Source organism: Kitasatospora sp. NPDC059571 (assembly GCF_042735675.1).
In the GTDB taxonomy this organism is placed as follows: domain Bacteria; phylum Actinomycetota; class Actinomycetes; order Streptomycetales; family Streptomycetaceae; genus Kitasatospora.
The window spans coordinates 3,608-22,125 of sequence record NZ_JBHWBW010000087.1 but is presented as its reverse complement, the minus strand read 5'-3'; the positions used below and the strand labels follow the sequence as shown (position 1 = coordinate 22,125).

The window sequence follows — 18,518 nt, the reverse complement described above, 5'->3', positions numbered from 1 at the left end:
CCCGTGGCGGTGCCGCCCCGCCGTTGACGCGGGGTCGGGCAGGACTACAGCGCGATCCGCACCTTCAGCGCCGTGCGGTTGTCCATCGCACGGTAGCCCTCCGGCACGCCGTCGAGGCCGACCGTGCTGTCGAAGACCAGGCCCGGGTCGATGGCGCCGGAGAGCACGTCGGGCAGCAGCTCCGGGATGTAGGCGCGGGCCGGGGCGACGCCGCCGCGCAGCGAGACGTTGCGGCCGAACATCTGGCCGATGTCGACGCCGGCGCTGCCGCCGTGCGGCACGCCGACGTAGCCGACCGCGCCGCCGTCGCGGGCGATCGAGATGGCGGTGCGCATGGACTCCTCGGTGCCGACGGCCTCCAGCACGGCGTGCGCGCCCTGACCGCCGGTCAGCTCCTTGACCGCCGCGATCGCGGCGTCGCCGCGCTCGGCGACCACGTCGGTGGCGCCGAACGAGCGGGCGATCGCGGTGCGCGCCTCGTGCCGGCCGAGCGCGATGATCCGGCCCGCGCCGAGCCGCTGGGCGGCCAGCACGCCGCACAGGCCGACCGCGCCGTCGCCGACCACCGCGACGGTGGCGCCCGGGCGGACCCCGGCCGTCACGGCCGCGTGGTGGCCGGTGCTCATCACGTCGGACAGCGCCAGCAGGCCGGGCAGCAGCTTCTCCTCGCCGGCGGTCTCCTTGGGCAGCTGCACCAGGGTGCCGTCGGCGAACGGCACCCGGACCGCCTCGCCCTGGCCGCCGTCGGAGCCGACCTCGCCCCAGAAGCCGCCCTCGGGGCAGGAGGTGTGCAGTCCCTCACGGCAGAAGTCGCAGGTGCCGTCGGACCAGACGAACGGGGCGACCACGAAGTCGCCGGGGCGGAAGTCCCGCACCTCGGAGCCGACCGCCTCGACGATGCCCAGGAACTCGTGGCCGATCCGCTGGCCGGCCGTCCGGGCGGCCACGCCGCGGTACGCCCACAGGTCGCTGCCGCAGATGCAGGCGTTCACCACCCGGACCACCGCGTCGGTGGGGTGCCGGACCACCGGGTCGGGCACCTCCTCGATCCGGATGTCGTTGGGGCCGTGGATCACGGTGGCGCGCATGGGGGTTCCTTAGCGGGAGGGTGTCGGTCGTCGGGGTGCGGACGACCCGGGGAGGGTCGCACGGTGGTACGAACACTCCGACGACCACTCTATTCCGGCCCCGCCCGGGGCGGCTCGCGCGGGCGATCCGGCCGAACCGGCGGCCGGGCGGCCTTAGAGTGGTGCACCATGCATGCGATCCAGTCACCGTGGGACGGCCTGACCTCGGCCGCGCCGTTCCCGGCGCCGCGGCCGGCCGCCGACCCCGATGCCGGCCCCGGCTTCGCCGTCGTCGACGTCGAGACCACCGGGCTCGGCCGGTCCGACCGGGTCGTCTCGGCCGGCGTGTACCAGCTGGACGCCCAGGGCGAGATCACCGGCCACTGGTACACCCTGGTCAACCCGGAGCGGGACCCGGGCCCGGTCTGGATCCACGGGCTGACCGGCGCGATGCTGGCCGACGCACCGACGTTCCCGGAGATCGCCGGAGAGCTCTCCGAGCGGCTCAGCGGCCGGGTGATGGTGGCGCACAACGCCCTGTTCGACTGGAACATGATCTCCCGGGAGTACTCCCGGGCCGGGCTGCGGGCCCCCGTCGAGCAGCGGCTGTGCACCATGGTGCTCGCCCGCGACCTCGCCCTGCCGCTGCCCAACGGCAAGCTCTCCTCGCTGGCCGCGCACTTCGGGGTGCACCAGCGCCAGGCCCACAACGCGCTGGACGACGCCCGGGTGCTCGCGGAGGCGTTCCGGCCGAGCCTGCAGCTGGCCCGGCAGGTCGGCCTGCCGCTGCCGCTGACCAGCTGCGTGGCGGTGACCGACTTCGGCGACGACTCCCCCGCCCCGGCCCGCGGCTCCTGGTCCACCTCGTACCGGCCGAGCCGCAAGCGGCCGCCCTGCCCGTACCCGAACCCGGGGCGGTGGCGCGACGGCACCCCGCTGGTGCAGGGCATGCGGGTGGCGATCACCGGGGACACCGCGACCGAGCGCGAGGTGCTGGAGGACCGGGCCACCGAGGCCGGGCTGCACATCGCGAGCTCCGTGAGCCGGCTCACCAGCCTGCTGGTCGCCAACGAGGCGGACAGCTGGAGCGGCAAGGCCCGCAAGGCCCGGGAGCACGGCACCCCGGTGGTCGGCGAGGACGCCTTCCTCCAGCTGCTGCGGGACGTCGCACCCCACCCCGGTGTCCGGCCCGCGGGTGAGTAGGGCGTAGCGTGCCGGGTGTGTACCGATTTCTGCTCTCCCGGCGCTGGGCGGTCATCACCCTCGTCGCGCTGCTGCTGATCCCCGCCATGATCCGGCTCGGGTTCTGGCAGCTGCACCGCCACGAGGCCCGGGTCGCCCGCAACGAGCTGATCGGCCGCAACCTCACCGCGGCCCCGGTCGCCTTCGACTCGCTGTCCTCGCCCGGCTGGTCGGTGCCCACCGGGCAGACCTGGAAGACGGTGACCGCGACCGGCAGCTACGACCCCGCGCACGAGTTCGTGATCCGCGGGCGGACCGAGCCCGGCGGCAGCAGCATCGGCTACTTCGTGATCACCCCGCTGCGCCTCGCCGACGGCCGGGGCGAGGTGCTGGTCAATCGGGGCTGGGTGGAGTCCGGCACGGACGCCACCAGCTACCCCGCGGTGCCCGCACCGCCGGCCGGGCAGGTGACGGTGACCGGCCGGCTGCGCGCCGACGAGACCACCGCGAGCAGCGGCATCCGGGACCGCGGCGGCCTGCCCGACCGCCAGTTCAAGCTGATCAACACCGCCCAGCAGGCGAAGGCCACCGGCGCCGTGCTGCTCGGCGGCTACCTGGAGCTGGTCTCCTCGGTGCCGGCGGCCGGCGCCACCCCGGAACTGCTGCCCGAGCCGGACCACTCCGACATCGGCCCGCACATGGCGTACGCGGTGCAGTGGTGGCTGTTCACCGCGCTGGTGCCGGTCGGCCTGGTGGTGCTGGCCCGCCGGGAGGCCAAGGAGCTCGCGGCGGAGCGGAAGGCCGGCGCCGGGCAGGACGCCGCGCTCGTCGACGCCTGAGCGCAGCCGCGCACCGGGCCGCCCCGGGCGACCGGACGCCCGGCGCGCACCGCAGCCCCGCTCCCGCCGCGCCGGCCGCCACCGGGCAGGATGGCCCCATGGATCTCGGACTTCAGCAGAAGGTGTACGTCGTCACCGGCGCCACCCGCGGGCTCGGCCTCGCCTCCGCCCGCGCCCTGGTCGACGAGGGTGCGCAGGTGGTGGTGAGCGGTCGCACCGAGGAGTCGGTGGCGGCGGCCGTACGGGCGCTCGGCGGCGCAGGGCAGGCCCATGGTGTGGTCGCGGACAACGCCGCCCCGGACACCGCGGCCCGGCTGGTCGCGGCGGCCCGGGAGCGGTTCGGCCGCCTCGACGGCGTGCTGGTCAGCGTCGGCGGCCCGGCCGCGGGCCCGGTCGCCTCGGTGGCCGACGAGGTCTGGCGGACGGCCTTCGAGTCGGTCTTCCTCGGTGCGCTGCGGATCGCCCGCGCGGCCGCCGAGGTCCTCGGCGACGGCGGTGTGATCGGCTTCGTGCTGTCCGCCTCCGTCCGCGAGCCGATCGGCGGGCTCGGCGTCTCCAACGGCCTGCGCCCCGGCCTGGCGATGGCCGCCAAGTCGCTCGCCGACGAGCTCGGCCCGCGCGGGATCCGGGTGGTCGGCCTGCTGCCCGCCCGGATCGACACCGACCGGGTGCGCGAGCTGGACGCGCTGAGCGGCGACGCCGAGGCCGCCCGGGCCCGGATGAGCGAGGCCATCCCGCTGCGCCGGTACGGCACCCCGGAGGAGTTCGGCCGGGTCGCGGCCTTCCTGCTGTCGCCCGCGGCCTCGTACCTCACCGGCGTCATGGTGCCGGTGGACGGCGGCGCACTGCGCGGGCTCTGACGCCGCGTCACCGGCCGGCGGGCCGGCCGCGGGTGGCGGTCAGCCCACCCCCGGCGGCCGCGCCGACCGGCGCTGCCGCCGCCGCTCGGCCACCTTGAGCCGCACCTCGGCGGGCAGTTCGGTCAGTCCGAGGCTGCTGCGCGCATGGGTGAACGGTCCGGCGTCCAGCGCGGCGACCGCCTCGCCCACCCCGCCGCCCGGCCCGAGCCGTACCGCGGTGCGCACCGTCAGCCGGCGTCCGCCGCCGACCTTGGCGGTCACCCGCTCGACGTCCGGCAGCGCGACGGCCTCGGTCTCGATGGCGTCCTCCAGGGCCTTGCTGCGCAGCCGCAGCGCCACGCCCGTCCCGTCGGGGACGGGCACCTCGACCATGGTCGGCCCGGTGCGGTGCAGCTGGGCGTAGATCCACCACAGTCCGCCGGCGATCAGCACCGCGGGCACCGCGAGCACCACCGGCCACCACCAGTCCATGGACGACCAGTGGTTGCGGGCGCCGTCGCTGAGCACCCGCTGGTGCGGCGAGGAGAACGGCCAGCCCACCGGGGTGGTGACGCCGAGCCGGCCGTACAGGTCCAGCCCGCCGGCGAGCGCCAGCACCCCGGTCACCAGCACGGTGAGGCCGACCACGGCGAGGATCGTCCGGTTCACCGCGGACCTGCTCATCGAGGGGCCTCCTGGGCGAGCCGGCGGTGCCCGTGCCGGCGGTCGTGGGGGTGCTCGGGCCGGCCGGCCCGGTGCCGGACGTCGAGCCGGTGCGGCCCGGCGAGCGCCACCCGGGCGAGTTCGGCGCGCAGCTCCCGCTGCACCTCGGCCGGGTCGGCGGGGCCGGTGACGACGGCCCTCGTCCGGTGCCTGCGCACCTTGACGGTGCAGCGCTCCACGCCGACCAGGTCGGCGGCCCGGGCCGCGATCAGTGCGGCGATCGCGGTGCGGTGCACCACCGCGCCGGGCCGGCGCAGCGGCAGCCACCGCCGCAGCCCGGGGGCGAACGCCGCCCAGCAGAGCACGAAGCCGAGGACGACGGCCACTCCGGCGCCGACCAGTACCCAGGTGTCGTCCAGGGTGCGGGTGGCGAGCTCGTCCTCCAGGCTCGCCCGCCACGCACGGGTGGCGTGCCCCGTCCGGACGGCCACCGCGTCGTACAGCACCGCCCCGGCCGCCACCACCACGCAGCTGACCACGGCGGCGGTGAGCACGGTGCGCACCGCCCGCGGGCGGCGCACCTTGACCGGCGGCTCCTCGGCCGGCTCCTCGACCGGCTCCACCGGCAGGTGCCCGGGCGGCTCCGGCTGCGGCTCAGGCTCCGCCTCCGGCCCGGTCACGAGGCGACCGCCGGGACGAGCCGCTCGACCAGGACGGCGACGGAGAGCACCGGGGTGCCGGTCAGCGCGGAGACGTGGTCGGCGACCGCATCGCGGGCGATCCGGGAGAGCTCCGCGAGGTCGGCCGGGTAGGGCAGCTCCAGGTGCAGGGTGATCCGGGCGTTGCCGCCGACCACGAGGACGGACGCCCGGGGCGGGGCGGCGGTCGTGGAACGGCGCGCCCACTCGTCGGCCAGCGCCTGCCGGACGGCCTGTTCGGCCAGCCGTGCGTACACCCGGTCGGCGATCCGCAGCCTGCCGCGGGCGGCCGGTGCGGCCGCGGCGGCGGCCATCAGCGCCGCCGGTCCCGGCCCCGGAGCAGATCGCCCAGGTCGCCGAGGTCGATGTCGCCCTCCAGCAGCCGGCCGAGCACGAAGCCCACCGCGCCCAGCACCGCGACCAGCAGGAAGGCGGCGAAGCCGCCGAAGTAGCCGGCGAAGCCCAGGGCCATACCGGCCAGCAGCCCGACCAGGGCCAGGTTCATCCGCTCCTCCTCGTGTGCGGTGGCACCGGTCCCGCCGGTACCGCGGGTGCTACTGGACGCGTCGGCCGGAGGCCTCCGCCTCCTCGTCCTCGTCGGGCTCGTCCGGCAGGTGGACGTCGTTGACCGAGATGTTCACCTCGACCACTTCGAGGCCGGTCATCCGCTCGACGGCGACGATGATGTTCTCCCGGACGTCGGAGGCGAGCTTGGGGATGACCACCCCGTACTCGACCACCAGGGCGATGTCGATGGCGGTCTGCCGCTCGCCGACCTCCGCCTTGATGCCGCGGCCGACGCCCGACTTGGAGCCGGGCACCCGGTCGCGCATGGCGCCGAAGGTGCGGGTGAAGCCGGAGCCGAGCGCGTGGATGCCGGAGACCTCGCGCGCCGCCATTCCGGCGATCTTCTCGACGACGCCGACGGCGAGTGCCGTGCGGCCGCGCTCGGCGGGCGCACCGTCGGGCTCGGTGCCGGTGGGCTTCTGCAGGTCTGCGGGAGTCGGGGTCTGCGGCATGGCGGGGTCTCCTGTGGTCTCTCCAGCTATATCGCAAATCACCCCAACTCTGACATTTCGCCACGAAATCCGCGCGCCGGGCCGGGGCCCGAACGCAGCGGGGCCCGGACCGCGCGGAAGCGGTCCGGGCCCTGGTGGGCGGGGTTGCGGGGTCAGTCGCCGAGGCCCGCGAGGTCGCGCATCCGGCGGGTCTGCGCGGCGCGCTCGGCGGCGCGCTGCTCGTCGTACGAGCGGCCGCCGGCGCCCTGCAGCAGCGCCTTGGTCTCGATCACCGCGTTGCGCGGCGCGGCCAGCAGCGCCGCGGCGAGGTCGCGGGCGGCGCCGTCGAGCTCGGCGGCCGGGACGGCCACGTTGGCCAGGCCGATCGCCACCGACTCCTCCGCACCGACCCAGCGGCCGGTGGCGCAGATCTCCAGCGCCCGGGCGTAGCCGACGAGGTCGGTGAGCGGCTTGGTGCCGCCGAGGTCGGGGACGAGGCCCAGCGAGGTCTCCTTCATGGAGAACTGCACGCCGTCCGCGACCACCCGCAGGTCGCAGCCGAGCGCCAGCTGGAAGCCGGCGCCGACCGCGTGGCCCTGGACCGCCGCGATGGTGACCACGTCACTGCGGCGCCACCAGGTGAACGCCTCCTGGTACTCCGCGATCGCGGCGTCCGTCTCGGCCTCGGTGCCCGAGGCCAGCTTCAGGAAGTTGTGCTCACCGGGGATGCCCTCGGGGGAGAACATCCGGCGGTCCAGGCCGGCCGAGAAGGAGAGGCCCTCGGCGCGGAGCACCACCACCCGGACGGTGCCGGGCAGGCTGCGCCCGACCGCGGCGAGCGCCCGCCACATCGCCGGGGTCTGGGCGTTGCGGCGCTCGGGGTGACAGAGAGTCACCAGCGCCAGTTCGCCCTCCACCTCGAGGCGGACGCCGTGCTCCTCCCACTGCTGTGGGTCGGTGTCGACGACGGGAGTGGTCATGGGGGTACCTCCGGCAGCGGACAGTAGAGCTACTGGAGAGTAACAAAGCCGGGGCCGGGCGGCCAGAGCCGGGCGCGACGACCCGGGCACACCCCGGACACGGCGAACGGCGGCCCGGATGACCCGGCCGCCGTCCCGTCCGGAGCGGTGTCGGCCGCGCGTCGCGCGCCGCGGGCGTCCGCCCCGCGCGACCCGGCGGGGCCGCTCCGGGGCCGAACCGCCGACCGATCCGATGAGTCGTCAGGAACCCGCTGCAGCAGCCGCCTTGCTCTTGCCGCGTGTGGCACCGCCGCGTCCCCGGAGGTTCACTCCGGACTCGCTGAGCATGCGGTGCACGAAGCCGTAGGAGCGACCCGTCTCCTCCGCAAGCGCGCGAATGCTCGCCCCGGAGTCGTACTTCTTCTTGAGATCGGCCGCGAGCTTCTCACGCGCGGCACCTGTCACCCGGCTGCCCTTTTTCAGAGTCTCGGCCACCCGTGCCTCCTCGTAGCTGTGCTCGGTCAGATTCCCATGATCACCCATCGCCGGTCTCCTGGCCACCCATTCGACAAGGTCGATCCGGGGAAAGCGCAGTCTGCCGGTGGTGTCCGCGGTGCACAAGGGCGCTCACCCTCGGTGCACGCGCCCCCGAAGGCCTCCGAAAAACCGGAGAATGAGCTGATCAGAACGGACGGCCCCGCCGCAAAAGTGCGACGGGGCCGTACCCTGCCAATTGCCGGACGAGCCCATTCCCGGGGCCGTCCGGAAGACCGGTTTATCTACGGTGGAGAGCTGATGCGGCGTCTACTCGCCGGTCAGGCCAGCGAGACCAGATCCGCATAGGCGGGGCTCCACAGATCCTCCACGCCGTCCGGCAGCAGAATGATCCGCTCCGGCTGCAGCGCGTCGACCGCGCCCTCGTCGTGGGTGACCAGCACGACCGCGCCGGTGAAGGAGCGCAGCGCGCCGAGGATCTCCTCGCGGCTCGCCGGGTCCAGGTTGTTGGTGGGCTCGTCGAGCAGCAGCACGTTGGCGCTGGAGACCACCAGGGTGGCCAGGGCCAACCGGGTCTTCTCGCCGCCGGACAGCACCCCGGCCGGCTTGTCCACGTCGTCGCCGGAGAAGAGGAACGAGCCCAGGATCTTCCGGATCTGCACCAGATCGGTGTCGGGCGCCGCGGAGCGCATGTTCTCCAGCACGCTGCGGTCCGCGTCGAGGGTCTCGTGCTCCTGGGCGTAGTAGCCGATCTTGAGGCCGTGGCCCGGGATCACCTCGCCGGTGTCCGGCTGCTCGACCCCGGCGAGCATCCGCAGCAGCGTGGTCTTGCCGGCGCCGTTGAGGCCGAGGACGACGACCTTGGAACCCCGGTCGATCGCCAGGTCGACGTCGGTGAAGATCTCCAGCGAGCCGTACGACTTCGACAGGCCGGCGGCGGTCATCGGGGTCTTGCCGCACGGGGCCGGATCGGGGAAGCGCAGCTTCGCCACCTTGTCCGAGACGCGCGCCTGCTCGAGGCCGGAAAGCAGCTTCTCGGCGCGGCGGGCCATGTTCTGCGCGGCCACCGTCTTGGTCGCCTTGGCCCGCATCTTGTCGGCCTGCGCGTTCAGCGTCGCGGCCTTCTTCTCGGCGTTCGCCCGCTCGCGCTTGCGGCGCTTCTCGTCGTCCTCGCGCTGCTGCTGGTACTGCTTCCAGCCCATGTTGTAGATGTCGATGCAGGAGCGGTTCGCGTCCAGGTAGAAAACCTTGTTCACGACCGTCTCGACCAGGTCGACATCGTGCGAGATGACGATGAAACCGCCCTTGTAGGTCTTCAGGAAATCCCGGAGCCAGGCGATCGAGTCGGCGTCGAGGTGGTTGGTCGGCTCGTCGAGCAGCAGGATGTCGGCGTCCGAGAAGAGGATCCGGGCGAGCTCGACCCGGCGGCGCTGGCCGCCGGAGAGGGTGTGCAGCGGCTGGTCGAGGATGCGGTCCGGCAGACCGAGCGCGGCCGCGATGGTGGCGGCCTCCGCCTCGGCGGCGTAGCCGCCCTTGGTGAGGAACTCGGTCTCCAGCCGGGCGTACTTCTTCATCGCGTTGTCGCGGGTGGCGCCCTTGCCGTTGGCCATCCGCTCCTCGTTCTCGCGCATCTTCTTCAGCACGGTGTCGAGGCCGCGGGCGGAGAGGATGCGGTCCTTGGCGAGGACGTCGAGGTCGCCGGTGCGCGGGTCCTGCGGGAGGTAGCCGACCTCGCCGCTGTTGGTGACCGTGCCGCCGGCCGGCAGGCCCTCGCCGGCCAGCACCTTGGTCAGCGTGGTCTTGCCGGCGCCGTTGCGGCCGACCAGGCCGATCCGGTCGCCGGGGGCGATCCGGAAGGAGGCGGACTCGATGAGGACGCGGGCGCCGGCGCGCAGCTCCAGGGCGTTCGCGGAAATCATGGCTGGGTCACTCCAAGGACGGGGGCGTGGCACGGCGGCCGAGCGGGGACGGAGGCGGCGGGTGCGGGCCCGGGAGAGCCCGCCGGCCGGGGCCTAATGCGCAGGGAACACAGCCATGCGCCCCAGTCTACCGGGCCCCCGGAGGATGCCCCGGGGGTGCACCGGCCCGCGTACCGCGCGGCCGCGGGGCCGCCGCGGCCCCTCAGGGCGCCGGGCAGCCCTCGGGCGGCGGGACCGCCGCGAACGGCAGCTGCGGGCTGGCGCAGCCGGTCTCCGCGGCGCCGCGGCGGGTGTCGACCACCCGGCTGCCGACGATCGGGCCGTCCTCGACGGTGACCCGGTGGCCGTCCAGGCGCTGCAGCTGCACCTCGGGGCCGGCCGCCAGCTGGAAGCCGCGGCCGCTCAGCCGGAAGCCGCTGACCCCGCCGGGCGGGGTGTGCGCGCCGGTGCCCGGACCGGTGCAGCTGCGCGGCACCAGCACCGCGTCGTCGGTGTGCACCGCGCGCAGCGGGTCGTAGCTGCAGCCCGCCGCGGGGCGCGAGTTGAACCGCAGGTCGCCGTCGCGGTCGCGGAAGCCCATGGTCAGGGTCGGGGTGACCACCGCCACCCAGGGCTCCTCCGAGACGGCGGTCTGCAGCGCGGCGGCGGCCCGCTTCACCTCGGTCGCGCGCTTCTCCTCGTCGGTGCGGTCGGACGCGCCGGGCTCGCCGTCGGCCCGCAGCCAGTCGGCCAGGCCCGGCACCGCCCGGTGCCAGCGCACCTGGTGGTCGCTGGGCCGCACCGAGGTGACCAGCCCGTCGTCCCAGACCACCACCGCGCTGTCGCCGGCCATGGCCAGGTGCAGGGCGGTGGCGTCCTCGCGGCGGTAGGACCACAGGTGCTCGCCGGTGGCCCGGTCGTACGCCTCCAGGCCGGGGCCGACCCGGAGCTCCAGCGCCCCGGTGTCCAGCGACTGCGCGCCGACCGGGCTGGCGTCGGCGATGCCGGGCTCGGCGACGCGGTCGCCGAACGGCACGGGCCGGTTCGCGTGGGCGGCAGCGCCTGCCCCGAGGACCAGCCCGACGGCCAGTGCGGGGAGCGCGGATCGGCGGGTCAGGCTTCGCAGCGGCTTCCAGGACACGGGCGGAGCGTACCCGTCGCACGGTTGTCCGTCAGCAGGAATATGCCGCACCCGGGCGGTGACGGGGGTCACTCCGGCGGTGCGGCGCGGCGCTGCGACCAGCCGCGTCGACCGGCCGGGGGCGGCCGGTGCGGTACGGCGGCGGCAGGACGGACTGTTACAGAGGTGATACAGGATGCAGTCCGGCGGCCGGACGGGGATCCGGCCGTCCGCCGGTCGGCGCACGGCGGCGGGTGGTCATGAGTACGAACCGCCACGTTCGGGTGATATGGGGCTTTTCCGGCGCCCGGCGGCCTTACTGTTCGGTCACCGACCCCGCACCGCGCGCCCAGGAGCCCCCCATGCGAATCGGCCGTCTCGCGCTGGCCGCGGCCGCACTGCTGCTGCTGGTGACCACGGCGAGCCTGCCGCCCGGGACGCCGTCCGGCGGGCCCGGGCGGTGGGACGGGTCATCCGCCGACGACGCGCACACCCGGCCGCCCGTCCTGCGGCCGCCGCACGAGGTGCCGTTCGGCGCCTTCGTCGGCTCCTGGGACAGCTACATCCCGCAGATCCAGCGGCTGTCCGCGTGGCTGGGCGACGCCGACATCCAGGTCGGCCACACCTACCTCGCCGGCAACGGCTGGGCCGACGTCGAGGGCGACAACCAGGTGCTCGGGCTCTGGTCCCAGTGGCGGCTCGCCGACCGCAGCCGCACCCTCGTCCTCGGCGTGCCGATGCTGGTGCCCAACGAGGGCGGGCAGCCGGACTCCGAGGTCGCGGCGCTGCTCGCCCGCGGCAACCGCGGCGAGTTCGACCAGCACTTCCGCCGGCTCGCCCGCAAGCTGGTCGCGTTCGGCGGCGCCGACACCGTGCTCACCCTCGGCTGGGAGATGAACGGCACCACGTACACCTCCCGCTGCCGGCCCGACCCGGCGGCGTGGAAGGCGTACTGGCGGCGGATCGTCACCGTGATGCGCGCGGTGCCGGGCCAGCGCTTCCGCTTCGACTTCGCCCCCACCCGCGGGCTGGACGCCGTGCCGTGGACGCGCTGCTACCCGGGCGACGACGTGGTCGACATCATCGGCATGGACGCCTACGACATGCCCGCCGGGGCGACCTTCGACGACATGGTCGCCGAGCCGTACGGGCTCCAGGACCAGGTCGAGTTCGCCGCCCGGCGCGGCAAGCCCGTCTCGTACCCGGAGTGGGGGCTGTTCCGCAACGGCGACGACCCGGAGTACGTGCGGCGGATGATCGAGTGGATCCGCACCCACGACACCGCCTACCAGACCGTCACCGACTACTGCCCGCACGGCTTCTGGGGCTGCGACCGCAACCCGCGCTCGGCCGAGGTGTTCAAGCGGCTGATGGGCGGCTCCAAGGGCGCCCCCGGCGGCGCGGCCTCACCGCCTGCGGCGGGCCGCTAGCGCCTCCTTCACCTTCGGCAGCCGCGCGTCCAGCAGCCGGACGGCCGCCTGCCGGGCCGCGACGGCGAGCGAGCGCAGCGCCGCCGCGGGGGCGGGCCCGGCCGGGCCGGCCACCAGGCGCCGGTTGCGCAGTGCGTCGGGGCGCCACCGCTGCTTGTACGGCTCCTGCCCGCGCAGCAGGCTGAGCACCGGGATCCCCGCAGCCCGCACCTCGTCCAGCGCCGCCCCGAACAGCAGGCCGGCGATGTCGAGGCGCTCGCGCAGCCGCGGGTGGGCGCCGTAGAGGTAGAGGCCGCCGAACGACGGGCAGAGCACCACCAGGTTCACCGCGAGCAGTTCGCCGTCCAGGGTGAAGCGGTGCATCGCGGCCCGGCCGGCGGCCACCATCGCGGTGGTCGACTCGGTCAGGTGCGCGGCGAACCGCTCGGTGCGGTGCTCGGGGGTGACCCCGCGCTCCTGCCACTGCAGGACGTGCAGCCGCAGCAGGTCGGCGACCGTCCCCGGCACCTCCCCGGCCGGCGCGGAATCCACCACCACGCCCGACTCGGCGATCCGGCGCAGCTTCACCCGGCTGCGCTGGGCGGTCTTGCCGGGCAGCCGCTTCAGCAGCTCCTCCATCGGCACCACCGGCAGGTACTGGCACAGCGAGTCGTCGAACTCCCGGGTGCGGCCGGGGTGCCGGGCCAGCACCCGGTGCACGGCCGCCTCCGGGTGCACCTCGCGCAGCTCCAGGCTGTGCCACGGGCGGCGCAGCGGCAGGGCGGCGGCGAGCTCGGCGGCGGCGCGCTCCGCGCAGTCGTCGTCCAGCAGCACGTCGGTGAAGTCGGCCAGCGCGCCGCCGAGTCCGGTGAGGCCGCCGAACGGGCCGCGCCGGCGCAGCGCCGCCGCCGCGGCCAGCCGGCCGTCCCGGCGGACCAGGACCAGGACCAGCGCGCCGGGCCGGCCGTACTGCCGCCACCAGGAGCACAGCCAGCCGGCGTACTGGAACGGGGTGGCGGTGCGGCAGCGGGCGGCGAGGCCGTCCCACTCGGCGGCGAACCGGTCCAGGGCGTCGTCCTCGCGGTGCACCTCGGCCGTCCAGCGGGCCCGTGCCGGTGCGGCGGCCGGGCCGGTGCTCCCCGCCGCGACGGGCGCCGTCACCGGGTGCTCCCGGCGGACTCCCTCGCGCGGGCCGCGGCGGACTCGGCCGCCTCGGTGCGGGGGCGGGGGGCCGCGGGCCCGGCGGCCGCCGGCGCCCCGGCCGGGCGGCGCCGGGCCAGCATCGCGAGTGCGCCGACCAGCACGCCCGCCGCGGCACCGACCGCGGTGTCGAGGGCGGCGGAGGGCGAGGACGGGCCGTCCGGCGGGGCGGCCTTGGCCAGCGGGACGAGCCGGACCCCGGTGTCCTTGCTGCTGAGGTTGGCGAAGGCGACCAGCGAGCCGGCCACCGCGTCGGCGGACCTGACCGCGTCGGCGGGCCGCGGGCCCGTCCCGGTGATCTCGATCATCGGCGCGTCCGGGGAGGTGGTGCCGCGGACGGTGTCGGCCAGCGCCGCGACGGTGCGGCCGGTGCCCGCGGCGGCGGCCGCCAGCACCTGCGGCTGGCCGGCCAGCCGCCCGTACGCCTGGGCGAAGTTGACCGCGGTGGCGCCCTCCCCCGGGTTCTCCGCGACCACCACCACGTAGGAGCTGGCGGCGTAGGAGGGGGGCGTGACGGCGGCGTACCCGGCGCCGGCGCCGGCGCCGAGCGGGACGGCGAGCACCACCGGCCACCAGCGACCGGCCAGGGCGGCGAGGGATCGGCGGGGTTCGGACATGGGTCACTCCTTGGCTGGGTGCGGCGGGCGGCGCGGGGCCCCGCGGGCCGCGGTGGGGAAGGTGAGGGGCCCTCAGGCCCGCAGCGGGGCCGGGCGGCGCCCGGCCGGGGCCGGGTCGAGGCCGTCGTAGAGCTCCGCGAGCCCCTCGGCGATCCGGGCGATGTCGTAGTGGCGGACGGCCGGCGGCTGCGGGAGCCGGGGGCCCGGCGGGGCGGCCCGCAGGTCGTCCAGGGAGCGGGCGTAGGCCCCGGCGTCGGCGGGCAGCCGGCGGGCGCCGGGGGCGGCGCCCGGGCCGAGCCCGTCCAGGGCGGGGCAGGCGGTGTAGCGGACGGGCAGGCCGGCGGCCAGGCCCTCCAGGACGGTCAGGCCGAACGTCTCCTCCACCGACGGGGCGGCCAGGACGTCCATGGCGGCGAGGAGTTCGGGCACGTCGTCGCGCTCGCCGGTGAACCGGACCCGGTCGGCCACGCCGAGCCGGGCGGCCCGCGCGGCGAGTGCCTCGCGCTGCGGCCCGGCCCCGACCAGCAGCAGCCAGGGGTCGCGCGGGCCGGGGCGGCCGCACATCTCGGCCAGGGCGTCGACCAGCACCGCGAACTGCTTGCCCGGCACCAGCCGGCCCACCGCGCCGACCACGAAGGCGTGCCCGGGCAGGCCGAGCGAGGCCCTGACGGACGGCCGCACCGCGGCGGGCAGCAGGTACCGGTCGGCGTCGATGCCGTTCGGCAGCAGCCGGACCCGGTGGGCCGGCACCCCCCAGTCGTCCAGGGTGGCGGCCACCTGGCCGGAGACGGCGACCGTGACGGTGCCCAGCCGCTCGGCCGCCAGGTACAGCGCGCGGACCCCGCGGCCGGCCGGCCGGCCCTCGATCACCCCGGGGTGCAGCGAGTGCTCGGTCGCCACCACCGTGCGCACCCCGGCCAGCCGGGCGGCGAGGCGCCCGTACAGCCCGGCCCGGTAGAGGTGGGTGTGCACCAGCTGGTGGCCGCCGTCCCGGATCAGCCGGGTCAGCCGCGGCAGCACGGCCAGGTCGCGGTTGCCGCGCATCGCGAGGTCGTGGACGGTGAAACCGTCCGCCCGCAGCGCGGCGGCGACCGAACCCGGGTTGGTCAGCACCGCGACCTCGCAGCGGTGACGCTCCGGCAGGTGCCGCAGCAGCAGGTGGAGCTGGCGCTCCGCGCCGCCCGCGGCGAGTCCGGTGACGACGTGCAGGACCTTCATCGCAGGGCCTCCCGCGGGGACGGCTCCGGGGGCCGGCGCAGGCCGGTCACGGCGTCCCGCCAGTGGTGCCGGCCCTGTTTGGCCCGCAGCCGCCAGGCACCGTCGCGGTCTCCGACGTAGCAGCGGGGCAGCGCGAACGGGCCGGTGAGCTCGCTGTGCTCGATCGCGCAGGCGTACTGGTAGCCGGCCGCCTCGACGGCCAGCGCGGCCGGCCGGTCGACCGCGCCGTAGGGGTAGCAGAAGCCGGTGACCGGGCCGCCGACCAGCTCCTCCAGGGCCCGCCGGCTGCCCCGGGTCTGCTCGGCGAGCTCGTCCGCGCGCAGCCCGGGCAGGGCCGTGTGGCCGAGCCCGTGCGAGCCGATCTCCCAGCCCGCGGCGGCCAGCCGGACGACCTCGTCCACGGTGAGCAGCGGCTTGCGGGGGCCCTCCGGGTCCCAGCCGTTGTCGCCGCCGAGCAGGTCGGGCACCACGTACGCGGTGGCGGTGAAGCCGAACCGGCGGAGGACCGGGACGGCGTGCCGGGCGAAGTCGGCGTAGCCGTCGTCGAAGGTCAGGCCGACCAGCCGGGCGGCGCAGCCGGCGGCCCTGGCCCGCAGCAGCTCCCGGACGCTCACCCCGCGCCGGCCGCTGCGGGCCAGCCAGGCCATCTGGGCGGCGAACCGCTCGGGGCTGACGGTGAGCAGGTAGGGGTCGTCGTCCTCGTGCGCCACGGAGTGGTACATCAGGATCCACGGCGCCGTCCTCGGCGCACCGGCCTGGACCGGCAGGCCCGCGGCGCGGGCGGGTTCAGCGTCCATGGGACTTCCCTTCGTCAGCCGGGAGGAACGGGCCGGCGGCCCGCAGGACGGCGCGCACCGGTCCGCGGACCTCGGCCGCGCCGAACGCCGTGCCGAGCACCGCGAAGACGACCGCGACCGCCGTCCCGCCGAGCAGGGTCGCCGCCAGCGGGGCGGCGACCTGGGCGGCCGTCAGCGCGCCGGCGCCGGCCGCCCCCACCGCCGCGGCCAGCAGCCGGACCTGCCCGCCGAGCACCAGGCGCAGCCGCAGTGCGATGCCCCGCAGCAGCAGGCCGCGCAGCAGCAGGACGGCCGTGGTGGTGATCCCGGCGGCGTTGCCGGCCGCCAGGCCGAGGGCGCCGAGGTGCGGGGTGGCGGCCAGGCCCACGCCGACGGTGACCAGCAGGCCGAGGGCCATCGCGGCCACCGGGTACCAGTCCAGCGCCCGGCGGCGGCCGGCCGGCTCGGGGTCGTCCGCGCGGCGGACCACCGGGCGGACGGAGAAGAACGGCCGCACCATCACCCCGATCAGCGCCTGGGCGGGCAGCCCGAAGGAGTAGACCCGGATCACCGCGGCGGTGGCGGCGGTGTCGTGCGGTCCGAACGCGCCGCGCTGGAACAGCAGCGCGACCACGGACGGGGCGCAGGCCATCAGGAAGGCGGTGCCCAGCAGGACGACCGCGGCGGCCTGCCCGAGGTCCTTCTCCACCCGGTCGCGGGCGGCCCGCAGGGCGCCGGCGGCCAGCGCCCGGGCGACCAGCGGGAAGGTCACCGTGACGATCAGGATGCCCGCCGTCATGGCGAGCTGGGAGACCTTCGCCGCGTAGTTGAGGTGCGAGATGGTGCCGGGCGGGAGCCCGGAGCCGAGGTAGCGCTCGACGAAGACCTGTGCCTGGCGGGTCAGCGTGAACGCGGCCACCGGCAGTATCGCCAGCGGGATCAGCACCAGCCCGCCGGCCGCGCCGGCCGCCGGGGCGCCGCGGCCGCGGGTCCGCAGCCGGCGGGCCGCCGGGCCGAGCAGCAGCCCGGCCATCAGCAGGCTGCCGAGGGTGACGCCGACCGCCGCCGAGCCGACGCCGAGCACGGCGTGGCCGGTCAGCAGGACGGCCAGGATGCCCAGGTTGTAGGCGACGTAGATGCCGGCCGGGGCGGTGAAGGTGTGGTGGGCGCGCAGCATCGAGCAGAGGTAGCCGACCACGCCGAACGGCAGGATGGTCAGCGCGGTGATCCGGGTGCAGGTGACGGCCAGTGCGGGGTCGGCGAGGCCGGGGGCGAGCAGGCCGACCAGCGGTCCCGCGCCGAGCGCGGCGGCCAGGGTGAGGGTGCAGAGCGCGAGCAGCAGCCAGGGCAGGGTGGCCCGGACCAGCTGGCGGACCGGGTCGGGGCCGTGCGGCCGCTCCTCGCGCAGCACCAGGGCCAGGCTGAAGGCCGGCACCATCAGGAAGGCCATGGCGTCCTCGATCAGCAGCGGGGCGGCCGTCTCGGGCACCGTCCAGGCGACCAGGAAGGCGTCCGTGCCCTGGTTGGCGCCGAAGTAGCGGGCCAGCAACAGGTCGCGCAGCAGGCCGAGGCCGGAGCCCGCGGCGCTCAGCACCGCGGTCACACCGAAGGCCCGGGCGACGAATCCGCCGCTCCGGGCCGCGCGCCGGGCGTGCCGGCCGCCGCGCTCGGGTGCCGGGCGCGCCGCCGGGAGCTGCGGCCGGGCCGTGGTGCCGGGCCGGTCGCCGGTCATCTGGCCTCCGCGTCGGCCGGGTCGGGGAACGCGGTGCGGGCGGCGAGGCCGAGCACCACCGAGGTCAGCACGGTGGTGGTGCCGCCGATGTCCGCGTACAGGAAGTCGACCAGGATCCAGACCAGCAGGCCGAGGGCGGCCGGGCCGGCGCCGGGCCGGCCCGCCCGGCGCAGGCAGCCGAGCAGCAGGGCGAGGAACAGCGCGGCGTAGGCGACGATGCCGAGCAGGCCCTGCTCGCTGAGCACCAGGAAGTACATGTTGTGCGGGGAGAGCAGCGGTTCGCGCTGGAAGCCGATGGTGGCGTCCTCGGCGTCGCTGCCGGAGGAGAGCCGCAGCGGGGCGTGCCCGTCGCGCAGCTGCTGGAAGGCCTTGGGGCCGGCCCCGGTGGCGGGGTGGTCCTGCCAGATCCGGGTGGCGGTGGTCCACAGGTCGTAGCGGTCGCTGACGGACTGGTCGGGCGCGGCCTGGACGGAGCCGATGCTGTCGAGCCGCTCGGCGACGCCGGAGGAGCCGAGGCCGAGGCCGCCGACCAGCACCACCCCGGCCGCCGCGGCGACCAGGGCGCCGCGCAGGGCGAGCCGGGCGTCGCTGCGCAGCAGCAGCACGGCGGCGGCGACCGCGGTGGCGATCCAGCTGCCCCGGCTGAAGGAGACCGCCAGCGGGAAGGTGAGGAACGCCGCGGCCGCGTAGAGGCCGCGGCGCAGGGCCGGGTTGCCGTGCGGGCCGCGCGCGCCGCGCGCGAGGGCGAGGGCGGCGAGGAGACCGAATGCGACCACCGTGGACCTAGCCATGAGGTGCCGCGCCCCGA

General features: G+C 76.1%; 20 protein-coding genes. 4 read left to right on the top strand and 16 right to left on the bottom strand.

The annotated features are described in order from the left end of the window. Window positions 1–44: 44 nt before the first annotated feature. Window positions 45–1,088, bottom strand: coding sequence for a zinc-dependent alcohol dehydrogenase family protein (locus tag ACFV0G_RS13215; protein WP_380545978.1), 1,044 nt, complete (start codon window positions 1,086–1,088; stop codon window positions 45–47). Window positions 1,089–1,256: 168 nt separating this feature from the next. Here ACFV0G_RS13215 and ACFV0G_RS13210 point away from each other — a divergent pair, with 168 nt between their 5' ends. The 3 genes from ACFV0G_RS13210 to ACFV0G_RS13200 all read left to right on the top strand — a co-directional run bounded on the left by ACFV0G_RS13210 (window position 1,257) and on the right by ACFV0G_RS13200 (window position 3,948). Beyond that, window positions 1,257–2,270: a DEDDh family exonuclease gene (locus tag ACFV0G_RS13210; protein ID WP_380545976.1), complete on the top strand. Its 1,014-nt coding sequence runs from the start codon at window positions 1,257–1,259 to the stop codon at window positions 2,268–2,270. Between the two features lie 17 nt (window positions 2,271–2,287). Next, window positions 2,288–3,088, top strand: a complete 801-nt coding sequence (locus ACFV0G_RS13205; RefSeq protein ID WP_380545974.1) for an SURF1 family protein — start codon at window positions 2,288–2,290, stop codon at window positions 3,086–3,088. Window positions 3,089–3,186: 98 nt separating this feature from the next. Further along, window positions 3,187–3,948, top strand: coding sequence for an SDR family oxidoreductase (locus tag ACFV0G_RS13200; RefSeq protein WP_380545972.1), 762 nt, complete (start codon window positions 3,187–3,189; stop codon window positions 3,946–3,948). Between the two features lie 39 nt (window positions 3,949–3,987). Here ACFV0G_RS13200 and ACFV0G_RS13195 read toward each other — a convergent pair whose 3' ends face one another. The 9 genes from ACFV0G_RS13195 to ACFV0G_RS13155 all read right to left on the bottom strand — a co-directional run bounded on the left by ACFV0G_RS13195 (window position 3,988) and on the right by ACFV0G_RS13155 (window position 10,779). Next, the gene (locus ACFV0G_RS13195) at window positions 3,988–4,611 is read right to left on the bottom strand and encodes an alkaline shock response membrane anchor protein AmaP (protein WP_380545970.1); all 624 of its coding nucleotides are present in this window, start codon (window positions 4,609–4,611) and stop codon (window positions 3,988–3,990) included. Then, a complete protein-coding gene (locus tag ACFV0G_RS13190) occupies window positions 4,608–5,270 on the bottom strand; it encodes a DUF6286 domain-containing protein (RefSeq protein WP_380545968.1) in 663 nt (220 codons plus the stop codon). The genes ACFV0G_RS13195 and ACFV0G_RS13190 overlap by 4 nt, the downstream gene beginning before the upstream one ends. Then, the gene (locus ACFV0G_RS13185; protein ID WP_380545966.1) at window positions 5,267–5,602 is read right to left on the bottom strand and encodes a hypothetical protein; all 336 of its coding nucleotides are present in this window, start codon (window positions 5,600–5,602) and stop codon (window positions 5,267–5,269) included. The genes ACFV0G_RS13190 and ACFV0G_RS13185 overlap by 4 nt, the downstream gene beginning before the upstream one ends. Then, entirely contained in the window at window positions 5,602–5,793 is a 192-nt protein-coding gene (locus ACFV0G_RS13180) for a hypothetical protein (protein WP_380545964.1), read from the bottom strand. Before ACFV0G_RS13180 ends, ACFV0G_RS13185 begins: the two co-directional genes overlap by 1 nt. A 49-nt stretch (window positions 5,794–5,842) precedes the next feature. Beyond that, the gene (locus ACFV0G_RS13175) at window positions 5,843–6,307 is read right to left on the bottom strand and encodes an Asp23/Gls24 family envelope stress response protein (RefSeq protein WP_380545962.1); all 465 of its coding nucleotides are present in this window, start codon (window positions 6,305–6,307) and stop codon (window positions 5,843–5,845) included. Between the two features lie 152 nt (window positions 6,308–6,459). Continuing rightward, a complete protein-coding gene (locus ACFV0G_RS13170; RefSeq protein WP_380545960.1) occupies window positions 6,460–7,266 on the bottom strand; it encodes an enoyl-CoA hydratase/isomerase family protein in 807 nt (268 codons plus the stop codon). Window positions 7,267–7,506: 240 nt separating this feature from the next. Beyond that, complete coding sequence (locus tag ACFV0G_RS13165; protein WP_380545980.1) at window positions 7,507–7,740, bottom strand: helix-turn-helix domain-containing protein; 234 nt, start codon at window positions 7,738–7,740, stop codon at window positions 7,507–7,509. 320 nt (window positions 7,741–8,060) lie between these two features. Continuing rightward, the gene (locus ACFV0G_RS13160; RefSeq protein ID WP_380545958.1) at window positions 8,061–9,659 is read right to left on the bottom strand and encodes an ABC-F family ATP-binding cassette domain-containing protein; all 1,599 of its coding nucleotides are present in this window, start codon (window positions 9,657–9,659) and stop codon (window positions 8,061–8,063) included. 202 nt (window positions 9,660–9,861) lie between these two features. Next, window positions 9,862–10,779, bottom strand: a complete 918-nt coding sequence (locus ACFV0G_RS13155) for a hypothetical protein (protein WP_380545956.1) — start codon at window positions 10,777–10,779, stop codon at window positions 9,862–9,864. 341 nt (window positions 10,780–11,120) lie between these two features. On the opposite strand from ACFV0G_RS13155, the gene ACFV0G_RS13150 reads away from it, so the two are divergent. Continuing rightward, window positions 11,121–12,188 carry a glycoside hydrolase family 26 protein gene (locus ACFV0G_RS13150; protein ID WP_380545954.1) on the top strand — a complete coding sequence of 356 codons (1,068 nt, stop codon included), beginning with the start codon at window positions 11,121–11,123 and terminating at the stop codon, window positions 12,186–12,188. Here ACFV0G_RS13150 and ACFV0G_RS13145 read toward each other — a convergent pair. From ACFV0G_RS13145 to ACFV0G_RS13120, 6 genes are all read right to left on the bottom strand, one after another. After that, window positions 12,165–13,328 (bottom strand): GNAT family N-acetyltransferase, encoded by a 1,164-nt coding sequence (locus ACFV0G_RS13145; protein WP_380545952.1) that lies wholly within the window; start codon window positions 13,326–13,328, stop codon window positions 12,165–12,167. The genes ACFV0G_RS13150 and ACFV0G_RS13145 overlap by 24 nt on opposite strands. Beyond that, on the bottom strand, window positions 13,325–13,984 hold the full coding sequence (locus ACFV0G_RS13140; protein ID WP_380545950.1) for a lipopolysaccharide biosynthesis protein: 660 nt from the start codon (window positions 13,982–13,984) through the stop codon (window positions 13,325–13,327). Before ACFV0G_RS13140 ends, ACFV0G_RS13145 begins: the two co-directional genes overlap by 4 nt. A gap of 72 nt (window positions 13,985–14,056) precedes the next feature. Continuing rightward, complete coding sequence (locus ACFV0G_RS13135; RefSeq protein WP_380545948.1) at window positions 14,057–15,202, bottom strand: glycosyltransferase; 1,146 nt, start codon at window positions 15,200–15,202, stop codon at window positions 14,057–14,059. Continuing rightward, on the bottom strand, window positions 15,199–15,999 hold the full coding sequence (locus tag ACFV0G_RS13130) for a polysaccharide deacetylase family protein (RefSeq protein ID WP_380545946.1): 801 nt from the start codon (window positions 15,997–15,999) through the stop codon (window positions 15,199–15,201). Before ACFV0G_RS13130 ends, ACFV0G_RS13135 begins: the two co-directional genes overlap by 4 nt. Then, window positions 15,989–17,710: a lipid II flippase MurJ gene (locus ACFV0G_RS13125; protein ID WP_380545943.1), complete on the bottom strand. Its 1,722-nt coding sequence runs from the start codon at window positions 17,708–17,710 to the stop codon at window positions 15,989–15,991. The genes ACFV0G_RS13130 and ACFV0G_RS13125 overlap by 11 nt, the downstream gene beginning before the upstream one ends. Beyond that, complete coding sequence (locus tag ACFV0G_RS13120) at window positions 17,707–18,501, bottom strand: O-antigen ligase family protein (protein WP_380545941.1); 795 nt, start codon at window positions 18,499–18,501, stop codon at window positions 17,707–17,709. The genes ACFV0G_RS13125 and ACFV0G_RS13120 overlap by 4 nt, the downstream gene beginning before the upstream one ends. Window positions 18,502–18,518: the final 17 nt, after the last annotated feature.